Consider the following 19,720-nt stretch of genomic DNA (forward strand, 5'->3'; position numbering starts at 1 on the left):
GCCTGTGCCGATTTTACGACTGCTGCGCAGCCGGACGCAGGCTTCGCCAACTGCTACGGGGTTTTGGTGTCGCTGGCCACATCGGGGGTGTTTGCCAGTAAACTCCCTCCCCTTTAGCCGCCTTCATTCCCCACGCGGCCATCACCTTATTTACAACGGAGTCCGCCTTGCGTCTGTTCCACACCTCCGACTGGCACCTTGGGCAGAATCTGCACGGCCAGGAACGCGATTTCGAGCACGCCTGTTTTCTCGAGTGGCTGTTGCGCCAGCTGAAGCTGGACCAGCCCGATGTGCTGCTGATCGCCGGCGACATCTTCGACACGGTCAACCCGCCGGTCAAAGCCCAGGAACGCCTCTACGATTTCATCGTCAGCGCCCACGAGCAGCAGCCGTTGCTGACCATCGTAATGATCGCCGGCAACCACGATTCCGGCTCACGAATCGAACTGCCCGCGCCCTTGATGCGACGTCTGCGCACCCATGCGCTCGGCCGCGTGTTGTGGCTGGATGACGGTCAACTGGATGCTGAACGCCTGTTGCTACCGTTACCGGATGCGCGCGGTGAGGTTGCCGCCTGGTGCCTGGCGCTGCCGTTCCTGCGCCCTGCCGAAGTCACCGGCGCGCAGCTGGGCGACAATTATCTGCGCGGGATTGGCCAGGTTCACGAATGGCTGATCGAAGCGGCCAACGCCAAGCGCACACCTGGCCAGGCATTGATCGCCATCAGCCACGCGCACATGGCCGGCGGTTCGGTGTCTGAAGATTCCGAGCGCAGCCTGATCATCGGTAACGCCGAGGCCTTGCCCGCCAGCCTGTTCGGCCCCAGCATCAGCTACGTCGCCCTTGGTCATTTGCACAAGCCGCAGAAGGTCAACGGCGAAGAGCGCATCCGCTATAGCGGCTCGCCGATTCCGCTGTCGTTCTCCGAGATCGGTTATCAGCATCAGATTCTCGACGTCACCCTCGACGGCGAAACCCTGGTCAGCGTCGAACCCAAACTGATACCACGGGCAGTGAACCTGCAACGCATCGGCCCGGCGCCGCTGACAGAGATCCTCCTGCAACTGGCGGACCTGCCCAACATCGATTTGCTGGCCGACATCCAGCGCCAACCGTGGCTGGAAGTCCGGGTGCGACTCGACGAACCACAACCCGACCTGCGTCATCAGGTTGAAACCGCCCTGCAGGGCAAAGCCGTGCGTCTGGTGCGCATCGCCGCCGAATACGCCGGCAATGGCAGCCGCGATGGTGTCGACGACGGCACCACGCTGGTGGAACTGGACCAGCTCACACCTCAGGAATTGTTCAGTCGCGCCTGGCAGGACAGCTACGGCAGTGAGGTCGATGAGCAAACGCTGAAGGATTTTGCCGAGTTGCTGCAAGACGTGCAGATGGAGCGCGAACAACCATGAAGATCCTCGCGATCCGCCTGAAGAACCTCGCCTCCCTGGCCGGTCCGTTTGAGATCGACTTCACCGCCGAACCCTTGGCCAGCGCCGGTTTGTTCGCGATTACAGGGCCGACCGGTGCCGGTAAAAGCACCTTGCTCGATGCTTTGTGCCTGGCCCTGTTTGGCGCTGTGCCGCGTCTGAGCAATGCCCAGGTGTCCGCAAAAGCGCCGGATGCCGATGGCGAAATCAGCACCGGCGACCCGCGCACGCTGCTGCGTCGCGGCACCGGCGAAGGCTATGCCGAAGTGGATTTCGTCGGCATCGACGGTCGCCGCTACCGCGCGCGCTGGGAAGCCAATCGCGCCCGGGAAAAGGCTGGCGGCAAGTTGCAAGCCAGTCGCCAGAGCTTGCGCGACATCGATCAGGATCAACTGCTGGCGAGCCAGAAAGTCGAGTTCAAAACCCAGCTCGAATCCGTATTGGGCCTCAATTTCGAGCAGTTCACCCGCGCCGTGTTGCTCGCCCAGAGCGAGTTCAGTGCCTTTCTCAAGGCCAACGACAACGAACGCAGCGAACTGCTGGAAAAGCTCACCGACACCGCGCTGTACACCCGGCTCGGTCGCCGTGCGTTCGACAAGACCAAAGAAGCGCGTGAAGCGCACAAGCTGTTGCAAGACCAGGCCACCGGCGTGACGCCGCTGGCGCCCGAAGCCCGCGCCGAACTGGATGAACGCTTCAATGAAGCACACCAACAACTGAAGACACAGCAGGCGCAGCTCAAGCAGCTTGAGCTGCAACACACCTGGCTCAAAGACCTGCGCCAGTTGCAGGACGAACAACTGAGCGCCACGGAGCAATTGAGCGGCGCGCAGCAGCATTGGGAAAGCCAGGACGGCGAACGCCTGAAACTGACCCGCCTGGAGCAATTGGCCCCGCAACGGCATCAATTCGCTCGCAAAACCGAACTCACCGGCCAGCTCACTCCGTTGGCCGAACAAATTCAGCACCACACGCAACAGCAACAGGAACTGACGCAGCGCCAGACGCAACTCGAGCAGAGCCTGAGCAGCGCCCACACCGCACTGACCGAAGCGCAACATCAGCACACCTACAGTGCGCCGTTGCTGCGCCAGGCCTTTGAAGCGCAAAGCACCCTCGCCCGTCTGGTCAAGGACACGAGCCTCAGCGCCGATCTCAAGCAGCAAGCCGAGTTGGCCTGCACTCAGGGTCAGAACACGATTCAAGGTTTGCTGGACCAACAGAAACTCGTCGCCGAACGCCTGCAACGCATCGCCGGCGAGCTTGAACAAAGCGCCGCTCTGGCGCCGCTCAGCGAGGCGTGGAATGCCTATCGCGATCGCCTTCAACAGCTGATGTTGATCGGCAATCGGCTGAACAAGGGCCAGGCCGAAATGGCCGACCTTGAGCACAGCGCCACACGCGCAGCACAAGCATTCGCCGTGCAAAAGCAGCAGCTGGAAGTGCTCTACAAAGAGGCAGGCGCCGAGCCCGAGGCCGTGGCTGAACAGATCCAGTTACTCGGCAATCTGTTGCAGGACAACCGCAAGCAACTGCGAGCCTTCGAAGAGCTGACACGACTATGGACCCAGCAGCGGGAACTGGACAGCCGTGGCGCGGAGCTTCAACAACGCCAGTCGACCGCTCAGCAAGAACGGGATCGGCTGACCCAGGACGGGGTAAAAACCAGGAACGAACTGACGGTCGCCGAACAGACCCTGACCGTCACCCGCGAACTGCTGGAGCGTCAGCGTCTGGCCCGCAGCGCCAGCGTCGAAGAATTGCGTGAGCAGTTGCAGGACGATCAACCGTGCCCGGTTTGTGGCAGCCCCGACCATCCCTATCATCAGCCGGAAGCGCTGCTGCAAAGCCTCGGTCGTCATGATGAAAGCGAGCAGGCCAACGCGCAGAAAGTCGTCGACCAACTGAAGGAAAAGCTCACTGACTTGCGCGGCGAAGTCGGTGGCTTGATCGCTCAGCAAAAAGAGCTGTTACAGCAGCAAGAGCAGCTCGCCACCCAGCAACAAGCCTTGACGCCAAGCCTCGACGCGCATCCCTTGTCGGCGCAATTGCTGGCGCAGGACATGAACAAACGCGATGCCTGGCTGACACAGCAAAACCATCAGTTGAACCAGAGCATCACCCAGGACGAACAGCGGCAAACCGCCCTGCTCACCTTGCAACAGGACGCCGCACGCCTTCAGCATCAACTGCGCAGCGCCGAAACCGCAAGCCAGCAAGCAGCGCAGCACTTGAGCACTCAGCAACGCGAGTTGAGCAGCGATCGCCAGCGTCTGGATGAAGAACTGACGGCGTTCAGCACCTTGCTCCCGAGCGAGACGCTGAAGGCTTTGCGCAACGAACCCGCCGCGACGTTCATGCAACTCGACCGGCAGATTGCTCAGCGCCTGGAGCAACTCGACCAGCAACGCGATGAACTCAGCGAACAGCTGCAACGCCAGCAGACGCTGGAGAAAGAACAGGACCGCCAGCAGACGCGCCTTCAGCAACTGGAAGTTGCCAAGCAGCAGTTCGATACCCTCGCCGAGCAACAGCAAGCCTGTCAGCAGACCCTGACGCAATTGTTGGGCGCACACGCCAGTGCCGAGCAATGGCAGCAGCAACTCGATCAAGCGGTCGAACAGGCACGCACCGCAGAATCGACCGCCAATCAGGAACTGCAAACCGTGCGCACGCGCCTGGTGCAATTGGCAGCCGAACTCAAGGCCCTGCAGGAACGCTCGTTGGCACTGGAAGCCGAAGACCGCGAGTTGAACAGCAAGATTGCTGATTGGCGCGCGCTGCATCCGGAGCTGGATGACGGTGGTCTGGAAGCGTTGCTGAGCGTCGACGACCAACAGGTCAGCGAACTGCGCCAGCAATTGCAGCACAGCGAAAAAGCCATCGAACAGGCCAAGGTTTTGTTGCAGGAGCGCGACAAGCGCCTGCTCAACCATCAAGCGCAGCACAACGGCAACCTCGACGCCGAACAACTGGCTAGCGCGCTTGCCGAACTGCAAAACCTGTTTGCCGCCAGCGAACACCGCTGCGCCGAGCTGCGCGCCGAACAGGCCGAAGATCAGCGTCGGCAAAACGCCAATCAGGCGCTGGCACAGCAGATTGCCGATGCCTACACCGAGTATCAGCGCTGGGCGCGTTTGAGTGCCCTGATCGGCTCGGCCACCGGCGACACCTTCCGCAAGATCGCCCAGGCCTACAACCTCGACCTGCTGGTGCATCACGCCAACGTGCAACTGCGCCAACTGGTGCGCCGTTATCGGTTGAAGCGCGGCGGCAGCATGCTCGGATTGTTGGTGATGGACACCGAGATGGGCGATGAACTGCGCTCGGTGCATTCGTTGTCCGGCGGCGAGACGTTCCTGGTGTCGCTGGCGTTGGCCTTGGGCCTGGCGTCGATGGCCTCGAGCACGCTGAAAATCGAATCACTGTTCATCGACGAAGGCTTCGGCAGCCTCGATCCGGAATCCCTGCAACTGGCCATGGACGCGCTCGATGGCTTGCAGGCTCAGGGTCGTAAAGTCGCAGTGATTTCCCACGTGCAGGAAATGCATGAACGGATTCCGGTGCAGATTCAGGTTCATCGCCAGGGCAACGGCCTGAGTACGCTGGAGGTGAAATGAATACGCTGTATTCGTTCCGCCGCTGCCCGTACGCCATGCGTGCGCGCATGGCCCTGCGCTACTCAGGGGTCGCGGTTGATATCGTCGAGGTCAGCCTCAAGGCCAAACCCGCCGAGATGCTCGCCCTGTCGAGCAAAGGCACGGTGCCGGTGCTGAACGCTGATGGCCGGGTGATTGATGAAAGCCTGGCGATCATGCACTGGGCGTTGGCGCACAACGATCCGCAGGACTGGTTGCTCAAGGATGATCCCGCCGGGCAGGCGCAGATCGCCGCCCTGATCGAAACAAACGATCAAGTGTTCAAGGTGCATTTGAATCACTACAAGTACGCCGAACGTTATCCCGAGCAGCCGATGGAGGTTTATCGGGCGCAAGGTGAGGTGTTTTTGCGTCAGCTTGATGAAGGGTTGCAGGGGCGCGAATACTTGCTGGCAGCACATCCAAGCCTGGCGGATGTAGCGTTGATGCCGTTCGTTCGGCAGTTCGCCCACGTGGATCGCGAGTGGTTCGCGCAGACGCCTTATGCGCGGTTGCAGAACTGGTTGCAGCGGTTTCTGGAGTCGGACCTGTTTACCGGTGTGATGAAGAAGTAAGCACACCCCCGATCCCCGTAGTCGCTGGCGAAGCCTGCGTCCGGCTGCTACAAAGTGCGTGCCGGGCAGGCGATTCAGGCAAGCACTTCACACATCTGCAACACCGAGCAATCCACCTGGAATGGCCCGAAAAAATCGACCTGGCGCTTGATCGGTGGATTACCCGCCAACAGCCCCATCGCCTTCTGCGTTTCAATGTTGCGTGCAAGGTTGTGATTGGCTTCTATCGACCGGGCCACGGAACCGGCCGAGCCCTGCCCGATGCCCAGCAACGAAGCGCCGTTGGTCATGAACGCCAGAAAGGCGATTACCCAGAGTTTGCGCCCTTTCATGCCCCGACCACTCCCGCCAGTTCTGCGTGATCGACCACGACGTCTTGAGCGCGGTGTTCGAACTGGATAGCGGGATAAGCGACCTGAATCGGCGCGTCTACGGAGTGTTGCGATTGAGCCGAAAGGCTGACCACCAGCACCATTGCGACGTAAAGACCGATGGCCAGGTAGGCGCCGTGTTTGGCAGAAGTGAGGATTGAGCTGGCCATGGTGTTCTCCGTGGGCATGTTTCGATGCCCACAGAATCAATCAAAAATGCTGTGGTAACCACTCAGGGTTATCCATAGTGACCATCAGCTTCGTTGATCATTAAGCCAATCTATTTCAGTCGTTGATAAAACTCATCATGCGTTCGCGGGCCGCGTCCGGCTCGGACGAAACGGGCTGTGCGTCCGAAAGAATGGGGGTGGAATACAGAAATAGAAGAACCACTGCCAGACGCATCGCCATGCTGTCGATCCTTGTTATTAGAAAAGGAGTCAAAAACTCAGCGTCAAATCTAGACTCGTGGCCATGTGATATCAAGCCAGAAAATGATGGCAATGTGATGCTGTCGTAAACGCGTTATGCAGGAGCGACATCACTCAGGTTTCTCAAAGCGTTTCAGCTTGATCGACGCAAGTGACTTCGCTCCTGCATAAAAGGTGCAGGGCTGGAATTTCAGGCTTGGGTTTTGTGATCCAGAGCGGCGTAGAAGTTGGCGCTCTGTTGCAGGTATTTCTGGGTGTAGCTCTGAGCGTGGGATTTTTTCTCGTTGATTTCAACGTTGGCGCTGGCTGGCAGAGCAACGGTGGCGGAGATAGCTGAAGCGGCGATAACAGAGAAGAGATTGAAGTTCATGCCGGTATTCCTCGGATTCAGTTGGCTTGCTTGCCCGGTGGGGCCGTGAAGCAAACTTAACCTTCGAGGGTCCGCGTCTTGAAATGCTTTGTAGCATTAGCAGATATCAGCATCATTAATAGAAGGATGCAGGCCCCTAGTACCGGGGCCTGCGGCCTATTGACGCAGCATGAACTTGAGGTCGCTTGGCGCGTCCATCGGCAGCTTTTGCACGGTTTTACCCAGCAAACCGGTCTTGGCATCGCGTTCGACGACGACAATCTCGTTGCTCTTCTGATTGGCAATCAACAGGAATTGGCCACTGGGATCGAGGCTGAATTCGCGCGGATGGTCGCCATCCACGGAGCGTCGCTGCAATTCCTTGAGGTGGCCAGTCGCCGGGTCGATGGCAAACACCAGCAACTGATTGGCGGTGCCACGGTTGCTGACGTAGAGGAATTTGCCATCCGCGGAGGCATGCAGCGCCGCCGCGGCCTTATCAGACGTGGGCTGGCCCGCCGCGAGGTCAACCATCTGCGTTTGCTCCAGTGTGCCGTCCTTGTAATCGAACACGGCCACCTGAGCACTCATTTCCATGGTCAGCCAGGCATGCTTGCCATCGGCGCTGAACAACAGATGACGCGGCCCGCTGCCTGGCGGCAACTGGACTGACGCCGGTTTGGCCGGCGTCAATGGCAGGTCCGGGTTGGCCTTGGGGTCGAAGCGATAGACAAAGACCTTGTCAGCGCCCAGGTCATTGGAGAACACGTACCGACCGTCTGGCGAGGAAATCGTCGAGTGCACGTGAGCCGACATCTGCCGCTCGGGGTTGACCCGACTCGACAGATGGCTGCTCATCTGCACCACGGTGTTGAGTTTGCCATCGGTGCCCACCGGCAACACCGCAAGGGTGCCGCCCGGATCTTCCACCACCGAGTAGTTGCTGACGAACAGATGAAGGCCATCGCCGCTCAGGCTCGAATGAGTCGGCTCATTACCCAGGCTCTGCACCTGATTGATCAGGCTCAGCGCATGGGTTTTGGGATCAATGGCATAACTGCTGACGCGCCCGACCGGATCTTTCTGCCCTGGGCCGTTTTCGTTGACCACGAACAGCCGATGCTGATCCTTGGACAGCGTCAGCCAGGACGGATTTTCAGTCTTGATCACTTGCAGTGGCTTGGGGTTGATCTGCCCGGTCGAGCTGTCGAAGTTCAGGCGATAAATGCCCTGGCTCTGCCCCGCCGTGTAGGAACCCACCAGCAACTGATAGTCCTCGGCCGAGGCGGCCTGAGTGCCCATCGCGCCGATACTGCCAGCCATCAACAGAGGCCAGATTTTACGCATCCTCATGCTCGTCATCCTCGTCGTCACCGCCGCCGAATGCTTTCGTACACACCAGACGATGCTCACCGGAACTGCCGGTGATCACCCAGCTTTGCAGGTCTGGATCGAAGGTCGCGGCCTCGACTTCGGCCGGGGTGAACTCCCAATGCTTGGCCGCTCGGCCGTCCATGCATTCAATGTGCAAGTTGTCGTCTTCATCGAGGGAGAATTCGAAAGCATGCAACCCGTCGATTTCCACCATGTCGCAGTGTTCGAGGGTGTTAAGCAAGGTGTCGGCTACGGCAGTCATGGCAATCAATCTTTGAATGAGAAAGACGCAATGATAGCTCAATGTGCTCACGGCCCGATGCCGACCACAAAACTCACCAGCAACACAAAACAATGTTGGAGTGAGCCTGCTCGCGATGGCGGTCTTTCATTCAACATTGATGTTGGATGTTAGATTGCTATCGCGAGCAGGCTCACTCCTACAGGGATTGTGTTTAACCGTTAGAGGGCTTCTCGTGATGGCTGGCCATCCACCAGTCGCTGGATGCGCAGCGGATTGCCATTCTTCAACGCGTCCGGCAGCAGGCTGTCCGGGTAGTTCTGGAAGCACACCGGGCGCAGGAAGCGGTCAATCGCCAAGGTGCCCACTGACGTGCCGCGTGCATCAGACGTCGCTGGGTACGGTCCGCCGTGGACCATCGAATCGCAAACTTCCACACCGGTCGGATACCCGTTCAGCAGAATCCGCCCGACTTTTTGCTCCAGCAGCGCGGTCAGCTCGCCGAACTGTTCAAAGTCCGCCGGATCGCCAATGATCGTTGCCGTGAGCTGGCCATGCAGCCCGTTCAGTGCAGCGCTCAGTTGTGCCTGATCGGCCACTTCCACCACCACCGTGGTCGGACCGAACACCTCTTCCTGCAAGACTTCATCACCCTTGAGCAAAAGGCTGACGTCCGCCTTGAACAGTTGCGGCTGAGCCTGATTGCCCTGTTGCGCGTTGCCCGCCAGGTGCGCGATACCCGGATGCGCGAGGAGTTTTTCCAGGCCTTTGCCGTAGCTGCTCAAGGTTCCGGCATTGAGCATGGTTTGCGCCGGCTGATCGTTGATCAACGACACGACCTGCTGCACGAATGCGCTGAACTGCGGGGAACGAATCCCGATCACCAACCCTGGATTGGTGCAGAACTGACCACAGCCCTGAACCACTGACGCCGTCAGGTCACGGGCGACTGTATCAGCGCGGCTGTGCAACGCCTGTGGCAACACGATCACCGGATTGATGCTCGACATTTCCGCGAACACCGGAATTGGCTGAGGGCGTGCAGCGGCCATGTCGCACAAGGCGCGCCCGCCCTTCAACGAGCCGGTAAAGCCGACGGCCTGAATTGCCGGGTGCTTGACCAGCGCTTCGCCGACCCCGCCACCGTAGATCATGTTAAACACACCGGCCGGCATGCCGGTTTTTTCCGCGGCACGCAGGATTGCGTCAGCCACCCATTCGGCCGTGGCCATGTGACCACCATGCGCCTTGAACACCACCGGGCAACCCGCCGCCAGGGCCGAGGCGGTATCGCCGCCCGCCGTCGAGAACGCCAACGGAAAGTTGCTGGCCCCGAACACGGCCACCGGGCCGAGCCCGATACGGTATTGGCGCAAGTCCTGACGTGGCAGTGGCGTGCGTTCGGGCAATGCTTTATCGATCCGTGCACCGTAAAAATCACCGCGACGCAGCACCTTGGCGAACAGGCGCATCTGGCCGCTGGTGCGACCGCGTTCGCCTTGAATACGGCCGGCAGGCAGCGCGGTTTCGCGGCAGACCACGGCAACGAATTCGTCACCCAGAGCGTCCAGTTCATCGGCAATTGCATCGAGGAATTGGGCGCGACGTTCCGCGCTCAAGCTACGATAGGCCGGGTAAGCCGTCGCGGCAGCCTTGGCGGCGGCGTCCACTTCTTGCGCAGTGGCCTGGTAGAAATCATGCGGCAACGCTTCGCCGGTGCTGGCATCGAGGCTCTGGAGTTTGAGCGAGCCGACAGCGCTGCGCTGGCCACCGATGTAGTTGTGTCCAAGGATCAGGGTCATGCGTATCTCCTTAAAGGGTGACGACGGTGCCGGGTTCGAACGCTGCTGGCGCAGGCTCGATGCCGTTGATCAACGGTGCACCAAACTCGACCTGGCTGATTTCAAACACATCACCCGGCCGCGTACGAATACCGTCGGCGAACGACAGGGTCGCGGTGCCGAAGAAATGAATGTGCACGTCCCCCGGACGCAGGAACTGGCTGTACTTGAAATGATGGTATTCGAGGTTTTCCAGGCTGTGGCACATGTTGGCTTCGCCGCTGAGAAACTCGTTCTGCCACAGCACTTCGCCGTCGCGCAGGATGCGGCTGGTGCCGGCCAGATGTTGGGGTAGTTCGCCCACCCGAAGCTCCGGCCCATAGCTGCAACTGCGCAATTTTGAGTGTGCCAGGTACAGGTAATTCTTACGTTCCATGACGTGATCGGAGAACTCGTTGCCGACCGCATAACCGAGGCGATAAGGCTTGCTGTCGTGACCGATCACGTAGAGGCCGCTGAGCTCGGGCTCTTCGCCGGCGTCTTCGGCGAACGGTGGCAGCGGGAACGGTTGGCCCGGCCGAACGACGATGCTGCCGTCGCCCTTGTAGAACCACTCCGGTTGTACGCCGGCCTGCCCTGCGTCCGGTTTACCGCCCTCCACGCCCCATTTGAAGATGCGCATAGTGTCGGTCATGGCCGCTTCGTCACCGGCCTGTTGATGCATTTTGTCCCGGGCCGAGGCGCTGCCCAAATGGGTCAGGCCGGTGCCGCTGACCAGCATGTGAGCCGGGTCCGGGTGGTCCAGCGGTGGCAGGATGCGCAGCGCGGCGAGCAGTTCGGCGTAGTTGTGGCTGATGCCCAGGCCCAGGGCGTTTACTTGCTCCTGCAGAGTTGTGCCGGCTTCAATGGCTGCCAGTGCCAGATCGCGAACGGTATGCGCGTTCTGCACTTCACGGACCAGACCGTCCTCGACGACACCGACGCGGCGCTCGCCATGACTTAATTCGAATTGAACCAAACGCATGATTTTCTCCTGTTTATTCGAAACACCACCGATCCCCGTAGGAGTGAGCCTGCTCGCGATGAGGCCATCACCTTCAACATTGATGGCGACTGATACACCGCTATCGCGAGCAGGCTCACGCCTACAGTTGATCGGCGTTAACCCTGAAACTCAGGTGCGGGTTGCACCACGCGCACTGGCCGCAAATTGATCCGCCGGCAGCACGTGCTTGCGCTCCAGCAACCGGTAAACCACGCCCGTCAGCACCAGCCCGAACACCATCACACCCGACAGGAAATACAGCCCCGACGCCAGGTTGCCGGTGTACTCCTTGAGCGCACCGATCACGAACGGACCGATGTAACCGCCCAGGTTGCCCACCGAGTTGATCAAGGCGATCCCGGCCGCCGCACTGGCCCCGGCAAAGAATCGACCCGGCAAAGTCCAGAACACTGCCGTGCAGGAAAACAGCGCAAACGCCACCAGACACAGCGCCGCCAGTTGCAACACCGGCACCGTCAGCCAGGCGCTGAGGAACAGGCCGATGGCACCCAGCACATACAGCACGGCCAGGTGACCGTAGCGGTCATTCAATCGGTCGGAGCTGCGCGGAATGATCAGCAAACCGACAATCCCAAAGATGTACGGCACTGCCGAGACGAAACCGGTGACGAGGTCGCTGCCGCCGAACTGTTTGATCAACGTCGGCAACCACAGACCCAAGCCATAAATGCTCAACGTCACTGGCAGATAAAACAGTGCCAGCAGCAACACGCGTTTGTCCTTGAGTGCGTGCAACGGGTTGCCGTGACGGGTCTGGCCGTATTGCTCAAGGTCCTTTTTCAACTCACCGGACAGCCAGTCTTTCTCGGCCTGGTCCATCCATTTCACTTGCTGTGGACCGTCAGGCAGGTAACGCAGCACCGGCCAGGTCAGCAGGATCGCCGGTGTACCGATGACGATGAACAACCACTGCCAGCCGTGTAAACCGAGGGTGCCGTCCATGCCGAGCAAGCCGCCGGACACCGGGCCGGTGACCATCATCGCGATAGGCTGGGACAGGATGAACAGACCGAGGATCTTGCCGCGATGGCGAATCGGGAACCACTGCGTGATGTAGTACAGAACGCCGGGGAAGAACCCGGCTTCCGCCGCACCGAGCAGAAAGCGCATCACGTAGAAACTCTGCGGTCCCTGAACGAACGCCATGCCGATGGTGATCGCGCCCCAGGTGATCATGATCCGCGCAAACCAGCGTCGTGCGCCAAAGCGATCGAGCATCAGGTTGCTGGGGATTTCAAACAGGAAATAACCAATGAAGAACAGCCCGGCACCCAAGCCGTAAGCGGCATCGCCGAGGCCGATGTCGGCGCCCATGTGCAGCTTGGCGAAGCCTACGGCGGAGCGATCCACATAGGCGATCAGGTACAGCAGGATCAGGAAGGGAATCAGTTTCAGCGTGATGCGACGGATAAGCCGCAGTTCCTGGCTCATGAGATCGGTCTCCGATTGTTGTTGTTATAGAACCTCGGGGGCCGCCTCTCGCCGAAAACAACCAGGGCCAACCCTCCGTTGAAATCGACTATATAGTAATACTAATTACCCAACAACACTTCCAAACCTGTGAATTTGAGCTTATGTTACGCCGTAGTCGCAACAATATAGTCATACAATAAGAGAATCGATCATGTCTGATAAGAAACCCACCCTGCGCTCCGCCCAATGGTTTGGCACCGCCGACAAGAACGGCTTCATGTACCGCAGCTGGATGAAGAATCAGGGCATCGCCGACCACCAGTTCCAGGGCAAACCAATCATCGGCATCTGCAATACCTGGTCGGAATTGACCCCGTGCAACGCGCACTTCCGCCAGATCGCGGAGCACGTCAAACGCGGGGTGATCGAGGCCGGTGGCTGGCCGGTTGAATTCCCGGTGTTCTCCAACGGCGAATCCAATCTGCGCCCGACTGCCATGTTTACCCGCAACCTGACGAGCATGGACGTCGAAGAAGCCATTCGCGGCAACCCGATTGATGGCGTGGTATTGCTGACCGGTTGTGACAAAACCACCCCGGCGCTGCTGATGGGCGCGGCCAGTTGCGACGTGCCGGCGATCGTCGTCACCGGCGGTCCGATGCTCAACGGCAAGCACAAGGGCAAGGACATCGGTTCGGGCACGGTGGTCTGGCAGCTCAGCGAACAAGTGAAAGCCGGCACCATCACCCTCGACGACTTCCTCGCAGCCGAGGGTGGCATGTCCCGTTCGGCGGGCACTTGCAACACCATGGGCACGGCATCGACCATGGCCTGCATGGCCGAAGCACTGGGTACTTCCCTGCCCCACAACGCGGCGATTCCGGCGGTTGATTCACGCCGCTATGTCCTCGCGCACATGTCCGGCATGCGTGCGGTGGAGATGGTTCGAGAAGACTTGAAGCTGTCGAAAATCCTCACGAAAGAAGCCTTCGAAAACGCCATTCGTGTCAACGCCGCCATTGGCGGTTCGACCAACGCCGTAATCCATTTAAAAGCCATCGCCGGCCGCATCGGCGTGGACCTGGAGCTGGACGACTGGACCCGTATCGGTCGCGGCATGCCGACCATCGTCGACCTGCAACCGTCCGGGCGCTTCCTGATGGAAGAGTTCTACTACGCCGGCGGCCTGCCCGCCGTGCTGCGCCGTCTCGGTGAGGCCAACCTGATCCCGCATCCGAATGCATTGACTGTCAACGGCAAGACCCTCGGCGAGAACACCAAAGACGCGCCGATCTACGGCGAGGACGAAGTGATCCGCACCCTCGACAACCCGATCCGTGCCGACGGCGGCATCTGCGTGTTGCGCGGCAACCTGGCGCCACTCGGTGCGGTGCTCAAGCCGTCCGCGGCCACGGCAGAACTGATGCAGCATCGCGGGCGCGCGGTGGTGTTCGAGAACTTCGACATGTATAAGGCGCGAATCAACGATCCGGAACTGGACGTCGACGCCAACTCGATCCTGGTAATGAAGAACTGCGGGCCGAAGGGTTACCCGGGCATGGCTGAAGTCGGCAACATGGGTTTGCCAGCCAAGTTGCTCGCCCAAGGCGTGACCGACATGGTGCGCATTTCCGATGCGCGCATGAGTGGCACCGCCTACGGCACCGTGGTGTTGCACGTTGCACCGGAGGCGGCGGCAGGTGGGCCATTGGCGGCGGTGAAAGAAGGTGACTGGATTGAGCTGGACTGTGGCAGCGGCCGTTTGCACCTGGATATTCCGGATGCTGAACTGGCCGCGCGGATGGCGGACTTGCAGCCACCGCAACAGATGATCCTGGGCGGCTATCGTCAGCTGTACATCGACCATGTGCTGCAGGCGGATCAGGGTTGCGACTTCGACTTCCTGGTCGGCTGCCGCGGCGCCGAAGTGCCGCGCCACTCTCACTAACTCACTGTCCCCCTGTGGGAGCGAGCAGGCTCGCTCCCACAATTGCTTTGCACCTGCCTCAAGATCCCGTCGTGCCTGTTATCATGCAGCCCCCCCTTCGCACAGGACCGCGCCGTTCCCCATGGATTACCGCAAACCCTCCGACCGCAAAAGCATGCACTCGCGCATTGTCCAGGAACTGGGCATGCAGATCGTTTCCGGGCGCTTCAAGCCAGACGACAAACTGCCCGCCGAAGCCCTGTTGTGTGAGGAGTATGCGGTCAGCCGCCCGGTGCTGCGCGAGGCCACCCGAGTGTTGGTTGCCAAAGGCCTGGTGTATTCCCGTCCGCGAGTGGGTACGGTGGTCAAGCAGCGCAAGGAGTGGCACATGCTCGACCCGGACGTTTTGCATTGGTTGATGCAAAGCAGCCCGCAGAATCAGTTTTTCGATTTGCTCACCAGTGTGCGCAGCATCATCGAACCCGCCGCCGCTGCACTCGCCGCGCAGTTCGCCACGGAGGCAGACATCGCGTCCATCGGCGAAGCCTACCAGCGCATGGAAGCGGCGCCGACCCCGGAAGCGTTGCTGCAACCGGACCTGGACTTCCACAGCCGCATCGCCGATGCAACCCACAACGACTTGCTGGCCAACCTGTGCAACATGCTGTCGGTGGCGATTGCCGAAGCCTTGAAGCATTCCAACCAGCGGCCGAACCTGCATGAACTGGCGCTGCCCCGGCACAAGGCGATTCTCACCGCCATCGAAAACCGCGATGCCCTCGGCGCACGGCATGCGACGCTGGTGCAGTTGGACGATGCGCGCAGTGCGTTGAATGTGGTGTTGGGTAGCGATCCTTCCTGAAAAAACACATCCCCTGTAGGAGCAGAGCTAGGCTCGCGATGGCGGAGGGTCACTCAACATAGATGTTGAATGTAAGACCGCTATCGCGAGCAAGCTCTACTCCTACAGGGGGGTTAGTGTTGAATTCGGGATGTAAAAAAGCCGCAACCAGGGTTGCGGCTTTTTTGTTTCAGGCAAGGATCAGTGAGCGAACAGCGAGTTGCCCTTCTGCCCGGCCAGTTTCTCCGGTTTGATCAGGAAGCGTGCCAGCGCCGGCAACAGCCACAGCGCGCCGAACATGTTCCAGAGCAGCATGAAGGTCAGCATCAGGCCCATGTCAGCCTGGAACTTGATGGCCGAGAAGATCCAGGTGCACACGCCGATGGCCAGGCACAGACCGGTGAACAGCACGGCTTTACCGGTGGACTTCAGCGTCTGGTAATAGGCTTCTTGCAACGGCAGACCGGCACGCAGGAAGCTTTCCAGACGGCTGTAGATGTAAATGCCGTAGTCCACGCCAATCCCTACACCCAGCGCAACCACCGGCAGGGTCGCCACTTTCACACCGATACCCATGAAGGCCATCAAGGCGTTGCCGAGTACCGAGGTCAGCACCAGTGGCAACACGATGCACAAGGTCGCCGCCCACGAACGGAAGGTGATCATGCACATGGTCGCGACACAGATGTAGACGAGGATCAGGATGGTCAGCTCGGATTCCTTGATCACCTCGTTGGTGGCCGCCTCGATGCCGGCGTTACCGGCGGCGAGGATGAATTCCAGACCGTCCTTGTTGTTCTCCTTGGCGAAGTCCTGCACCGCATGCACGGCGCGATCCAGCGTTGCCGCCTTGTGATCGTTGAGGAACACCAGCACCGGCGCCAGGGAGCAGCTGTTGTTGTACAGGCCATCGGCACGGGCGATGGAGTTGTTCAGCACGTCCGGGTTACGCGACAGGGTTTCCCATTTCAGGTTGCCCTCGTTCATGCCCTTGATCATCTGCTTGGACACGGTCACCAGGGAAATCGCCGACTGCACGCCCTCGGTGTTCTGCATCTTCCACATCAGCTCATCGATCGGTGCCATGGCTTCATAGCGTGAGCAACCTTCGGCCTTGGTCTTGACCATCACCACCAACACATCGGAACTGGTGGAATAGTTACTGATGATGAAGTTGTTGTCCTTGTTGTAGCGCGAGTCCGGACGCAGTTCTGGTGCACCCTGATCGAGGTCACCGATTTTCAGGTTCTGGCTGTACCAGAGGCCACCACCGAAGGCGATCAAGGCGAGGAAGATCGACACCGGCGCGACTTTTTTGCTGGCGAAGTTCGACAGCAGGCGCCAGAACGGGTGTTCGCGGTGTGCGTCTTTCTTGCTGCGTTCAACGGCTCGCTTGCTGATACCGACGTAGGAAATCGCCACCGGCAGCAGGATCAGGTTGGTGAACACGATCACCGCCACGCCGATGGACGCGCCGATGGCCAGCTCACGAATCACACCGATATCGATGATCAGCAGCGTGATGAAACCCACCGCATCCGCGAGGATCGCAATCATCCCCGGCAGGAACAGCTGACGGAACGTGCGTCGCGCAGCGGTCAGTGCGTTATCGGCCTCACTGGATTGCAAGGCGATACCGTTGATCTTCTGTACGCCGTGGGAAATACCGATGGCGAAGATCAGGAACGGCACCAGCATCGAGTAAGGATCGAGCCCGAAGCCGAAGAAGTGCATCAACCCCAACTGCCAGACCACCGCCACCAGGGTGGTACTGAGTACCGCCACGGTGCTGCGCATGCAGTTGGTGAACCAGTACAGCAAGATCAGCGTGATGATGAAGGCGACACCGAAGAACATTACCACCATGACCAGGCCATCGATCAGGTCACCTACTTTCTTGGCGAAACCGACGATGTGGATCTGCACATTAGGGTTCTGCTTTTCAAACTTGTCGCGGATCTTTTCTTCCAGCTGGTGGGAGAACTGGCGATAGTCCAGTGCCAGCAACTTGCCTTGGTCCTGCGGGTCCGGGTAGGACTCCAGCAACGGGATGTCGACGATGCTCGACTTGAAGTCGTTGGCCACCAGCCGCCCGACCTGCCCGGACTTGAGGACGTTGTTGCGCAGCAGATCGAGGCTTTGCTGGGAGCCGTTGTAACTTTGCGGAATCACTTCACCCCCGGCGAAGCCCTCCTCCGTCACCTCGGTCCAGCGCACGCTCGGGCTCCACAGCGACTTGAGGCCGGAACGGTCGACGCCGGAAATGTAGAACACCTCGTCGTTGATCTGACGCAGGGTCTCCATGTATTCCTTGGAGAAGATATCGCCGTCAGTGGCTTCCACCGAGATGCGCACGGTGTTGCCCAGGTTCGCCAGATCGTTGCGGTGCTCCATCATCTTTTGAATGAAGGGATGCTCGAGCGGGATCATTTTTTCGAAACTGGTGGACGGCCGGATCAGCGTCGCCTGCCAGAACAGAAAAATACTGACCAGCAGGCAGATCGTGATCACTGCCGGACGGTTGTTGAAAATCAGGCGCTCTAGAAACGTCGCCTTGTCCTGGTGATGACTTGTCATGGATGTCATAGCTCCGCCCTTCTTATTATTTGCCCAGCTCTGAGCCGGTTGGCGAAGTAGCGCGAACGCCGCCCTGTCCTGCCAGAATCAGATTGCCGTTGCCCGCCGCCGTCACTGCCGAAACGGAAATGCGATCCGGACGGTTGAACACGCTGAAGGTTTCGCCGTTGTCGTTGCTGCGGATGACCGAGCCGCCGTTGCCGACGATCACGATGGCGCCGTCGTCAAGCAGCGTTGCACCGGATAACCCGAACTCCAGCGCGCCGCGAGTGGCTTTGAGTTCAACCTGTTCCCAGGTGCTGCCGAAATCCGTAGAGCGGTAGAGATTGCCGCGCAGACCGTAAGCCAGCAGCGTATTGGCTTGTGCCGTGCCGATCACGCCGAACAGCGAACCTTGGTACGGGCCTTCGAGTTTTTCCCAGGTCTGGCCCCAGTCGGCAGAGCGGAACATGCTGCCCTGTTCGCCGACGATGAACAGCCCGGCATCCTTGACCGATGCGATGCCGTTGAGGTGGAACTGGTCTTCGTTGTCCAGGCGATCACTGGCGTCTTCCCAGTGCTTGCCACCGTCGGTGGTTTCCAGCAGCGCGCCATACGCGCCCACGGCAAAGCCGCTGTTGGCGTCCTTGAACCAGACGTCGAGCAGCGGAGCTTCGCGTTTCAAATCTTCGAATTGCTTGGTCCAGGTGGCGCCACCGTCCTCGCTGGCGAGGATCTGAGCGTCATGGCCGACGGCCCAGCCGTGTTTGTCATCGACGAAAAACACCGAGGTCAGCAGTGCGCGGGTTGGCACCTTGGCTTGAACCCAGGTTGCGCCCTGATCGTCGGAATACAGGATATGCCCGCGATCACCGACCGCCACCAGGCGCTTGCCGGCGTGGACGACATCGAGCATCAGGCTTTTGACGGCCTTGGCAGATTCAATGGCAAAAACAGTATCGGATGCTGGCGCGGCAGCGGCCAGCGCAGGTGCCGACAAGGCGGCACAGCCCAACAGCGAGAGCGCTGTAGCCAGCAACGCGAATTTGCGCAGTGCCGGCGGGCGGCAGATACCCACACCCATGACAGGCTCACTCATAGACCTTCCCCCATTATTATTGTTAGGTCGTTCAACCTTTCAGGGCGCCGTAAGGTGGCTCGTGGTGATTGGCTGTTTGGAGCTTAGTCCTGAAACGCGCAATCTAGAGCCCCTTCGGAAGCTGGCTTATCCTATCGGGGTTTGGAAAGGTCTGACAATCGACGCCACGTTATCTTTTGTTAACCTGACGGGGATGGGGTTTGGCTGAATGTCAGGGTATCAGGCAGGCTGATTGCTTTGTGTACATATCCGTTGCTGCGGTAATGGCTTCTGGCGGTTTCGCTCTTACAGCGACTCACTTTTCCAAACGCCGAAAAGTAAGCAAAAGGCTTCGCCCCGGCGTACGGCACTTCGCTAAGGCTCAGTGTTCCCTCGCTACGGTGTCCATCAGGGGGCATCGCCTACGGTCTGCTTCGCTACGACCTCCTCTCGATGTGTGCGGCTTCGCCGCACGGCGCTACGCGCCTACCCCCCTGATGAACACCTACGCTCGGCCTGCCGAAGGGGCGAAAGATCAAAAGCAAATCAAGATCAAGATCAAAAGCCAAAGCCAAAGCCAAAGCCAAAGCCAAAGCCAAAGCCAAAGCCAAAGCCAAAGCCAAAGCCAAAGCCAAAGCCAAACTAAAAT

Annotated in this window: 16 protein-coding genes; 5 read left to right on the plus strand and 11 right to left on the minus strand. The window is 59.8% G+C overall.

Annotation, left to right across the window (positions count from 1 at the left end; all coding sequences use genetic code 11):
- The first annotated feature begins 167 nt into the window (after positions 1-167).
- Genes AB4N43_RS03745 through AB4N43_RS03755 form a run of 3 tightly spaced genes read left to right on the plus strand, consistent with a single transcriptional unit; the run spans position 168 to position 5,643 of the window.
- A complete protein-coding gene (locus tag AB4N43_RS03745) occupies positions 168-1,412 on the plus strand; it encodes an exonuclease SbcCD subunit D C-terminal domain-containing protein (protein WP_460153208.1) in 1,245 nt (414 codons plus the stop codon).
- On the plus strand, positions 1,409-5,050 hold the full coding sequence (locus tag AB4N43_RS03750; RefSeq protein WP_460153210.1) for an AAA family ATPase: 3,642 nt from the start codon (positions 1,409-1,411) through the stop codon (positions 5,048-5,050). The genes AB4N43_RS03745 and AB4N43_RS03750 overlap by 4 nt, the downstream gene beginning before the upstream one ends.
- Positions 5,047-5,643 carry a glutathione S-transferase gene (locus AB4N43_RS03755; protein ID WP_027923418.1) on the plus strand — a complete coding sequence of 199 codons (597 nt, stop codon included), beginning with the start codon at positions 5,047-5,049 and terminating at the stop codon, positions 5,641-5,643. Before AB4N43_RS03750 ends, AB4N43_RS03755 begins: the two co-directional genes overlap by 4 nt.
- Positions 5,644-5,717: 74 nt before the next feature.
- Here the strand turns inward: AB4N43_RS03755 and AB4N43_RS03760 are convergent, their stop codons facing one another.
- From AB4N43_RS03760 to AB4N43_RS03800, 9 genes are all read right to left on the minus strand, one after another.
- Positions 5,718-5,975 (minus strand): hypothetical protein, encoded by a 258-nt coding sequence (locus AB4N43_RS03760; RefSeq protein WP_027923417.1) that lies wholly within the window; start codon positions 5,973-5,975, stop codon positions 5,718-5,720.
- Positions 5,972-6,184 carry a hypothetical protein gene (locus AB4N43_RS03765; protein ID WP_027923416.1) on the minus strand — a complete coding sequence of 71 codons (213 nt, stop codon included), beginning with the start codon at positions 6,182-6,184 and terminating at the stop codon, positions 5,972-5,974. Before AB4N43_RS03765 ends, AB4N43_RS03760 begins: the two co-directional genes overlap by 4 nt.
- 115 nt (positions 6,185-6,299) lie before the next feature.
- A complete protein-coding gene (locus AB4N43_RS03770; protein ID WP_256218381.1) occupies positions 6,300-6,425 on the minus strand; it encodes a hypothetical protein in 126 nt (41 codons plus the stop codon).
- 210 nt (positions 6,426-6,635) lie between these two features.
- A complete protein-coding gene (locus AB4N43_RS03775; RefSeq protein ID WP_027923415.1) occupies positions 6,636-6,815 on the minus strand; it encodes a hypothetical protein in 180 nt (59 codons plus the stop codon).
- A 156-nt stretch (positions 6,816-6,971) separates the two neighbouring features.
- Positions 6,972-8,147, minus strand: coding sequence for a lactonase family protein (locus tag AB4N43_RS03780; RefSeq protein ID WP_460153213.1), 1,176 nt, complete (start codon positions 8,145-8,147; stop codon positions 6,972-6,974).
- Positions 8,134-8,430, minus strand: a complete 297-nt coding sequence (locus AB4N43_RS03785; RefSeq protein ID WP_059180950.1) for a DUF5629 family protein — start codon at positions 8,428-8,430, stop codon at positions 8,134-8,136. Before AB4N43_RS03785 ends, AB4N43_RS03780 begins: the two co-directional genes overlap by 14 nt.
- A 200-nt stretch (positions 8,431-8,630) precedes the next feature.
- Positions 8,631-10,211 carry an aldehyde dehydrogenase (NADP(+)) gene (locus AB4N43_RS03790; protein WP_460153215.1) on the minus strand — a complete coding sequence of 527 codons (1,581 nt, stop codon included), beginning with the start codon at positions 10,209-10,211 and terminating at the stop codon, positions 8,631-8,633.
- 10 nt (positions 10,212-10,221) lie between these two features.
- The gene (gene araD1 / locus AB4N43_RS03795; protein ID WP_460153217.1) at positions 10,222-11,214 is read right to left on the minus strand and encodes an AraD1 family protein; all 993 of its coding nucleotides are present in this window, start codon (positions 11,212-11,214) and stop codon (positions 10,222-10,224) included.
- Positions 11,215-11,364: 150 nt separating this feature from the next.
- Entirely contained in the window at positions 11,365-12,687 is a 1,323-nt protein-coding gene (locus tag AB4N43_RS03800) for an MFS transporter (protein WP_027923410.1), read from the minus strand.
- A 193-nt stretch (positions 12,688-12,880) separates the two neighbouring features.
- On the opposite strand from AB4N43_RS03800, the gene AB4N43_RS03805 reads away from it, so the two are divergent.
- Both AB4N43_RS03805 and AB4N43_RS03810 read left to right on the plus strand, forming a co-directional pair.
- Entirely contained in the window at positions 12,881-14,617 is a 1,737-nt protein-coding gene (locus AB4N43_RS03805) for an IlvD/Edd family dehydratase (RefSeq protein ID WP_027923409.1), read from the plus strand.
- Positions 14,618-14,738: 121 nt separating this feature from the next.
- Positions 14,739-15,458 (plus strand): FadR/GntR family transcriptional regulator, encoded by a 720-nt coding sequence (locus AB4N43_RS03810; RefSeq protein WP_027923408.1) that lies wholly within the window; start codon positions 14,739-14,741, stop codon positions 15,456-15,458.
- Positions 15,459-15,638: 180 nt separating this feature from the next.
- Here AB4N43_RS03810 and AB4N43_RS03815 read toward each other — a convergent pair whose 3' ends face one another.
- Entirely contained in the window at positions 15,639-18,014 is a 2,376-nt protein-coding gene (locus tag AB4N43_RS03815; protein WP_027923407.1) for an efflux RND transporter permease subunit, read from the minus strand.
- 25 nt (positions 18,015-18,039) lie between these two features.
- Positions 18,040-19,092, minus strand: a complete 1,053-nt coding sequence (locus AB4N43_RS03820; protein ID WP_027923406.1) for a WD40/YVTN/BNR-like repeat-containing protein — start codon at positions 19,090-19,092, stop codon at positions 18,040-18,042.
- Positions 19,093-19,720: the final 628 nt, after the last annotated feature.

Source organism: Pseudomonas sp. S2_B07, from assembly GCF_054668435.1.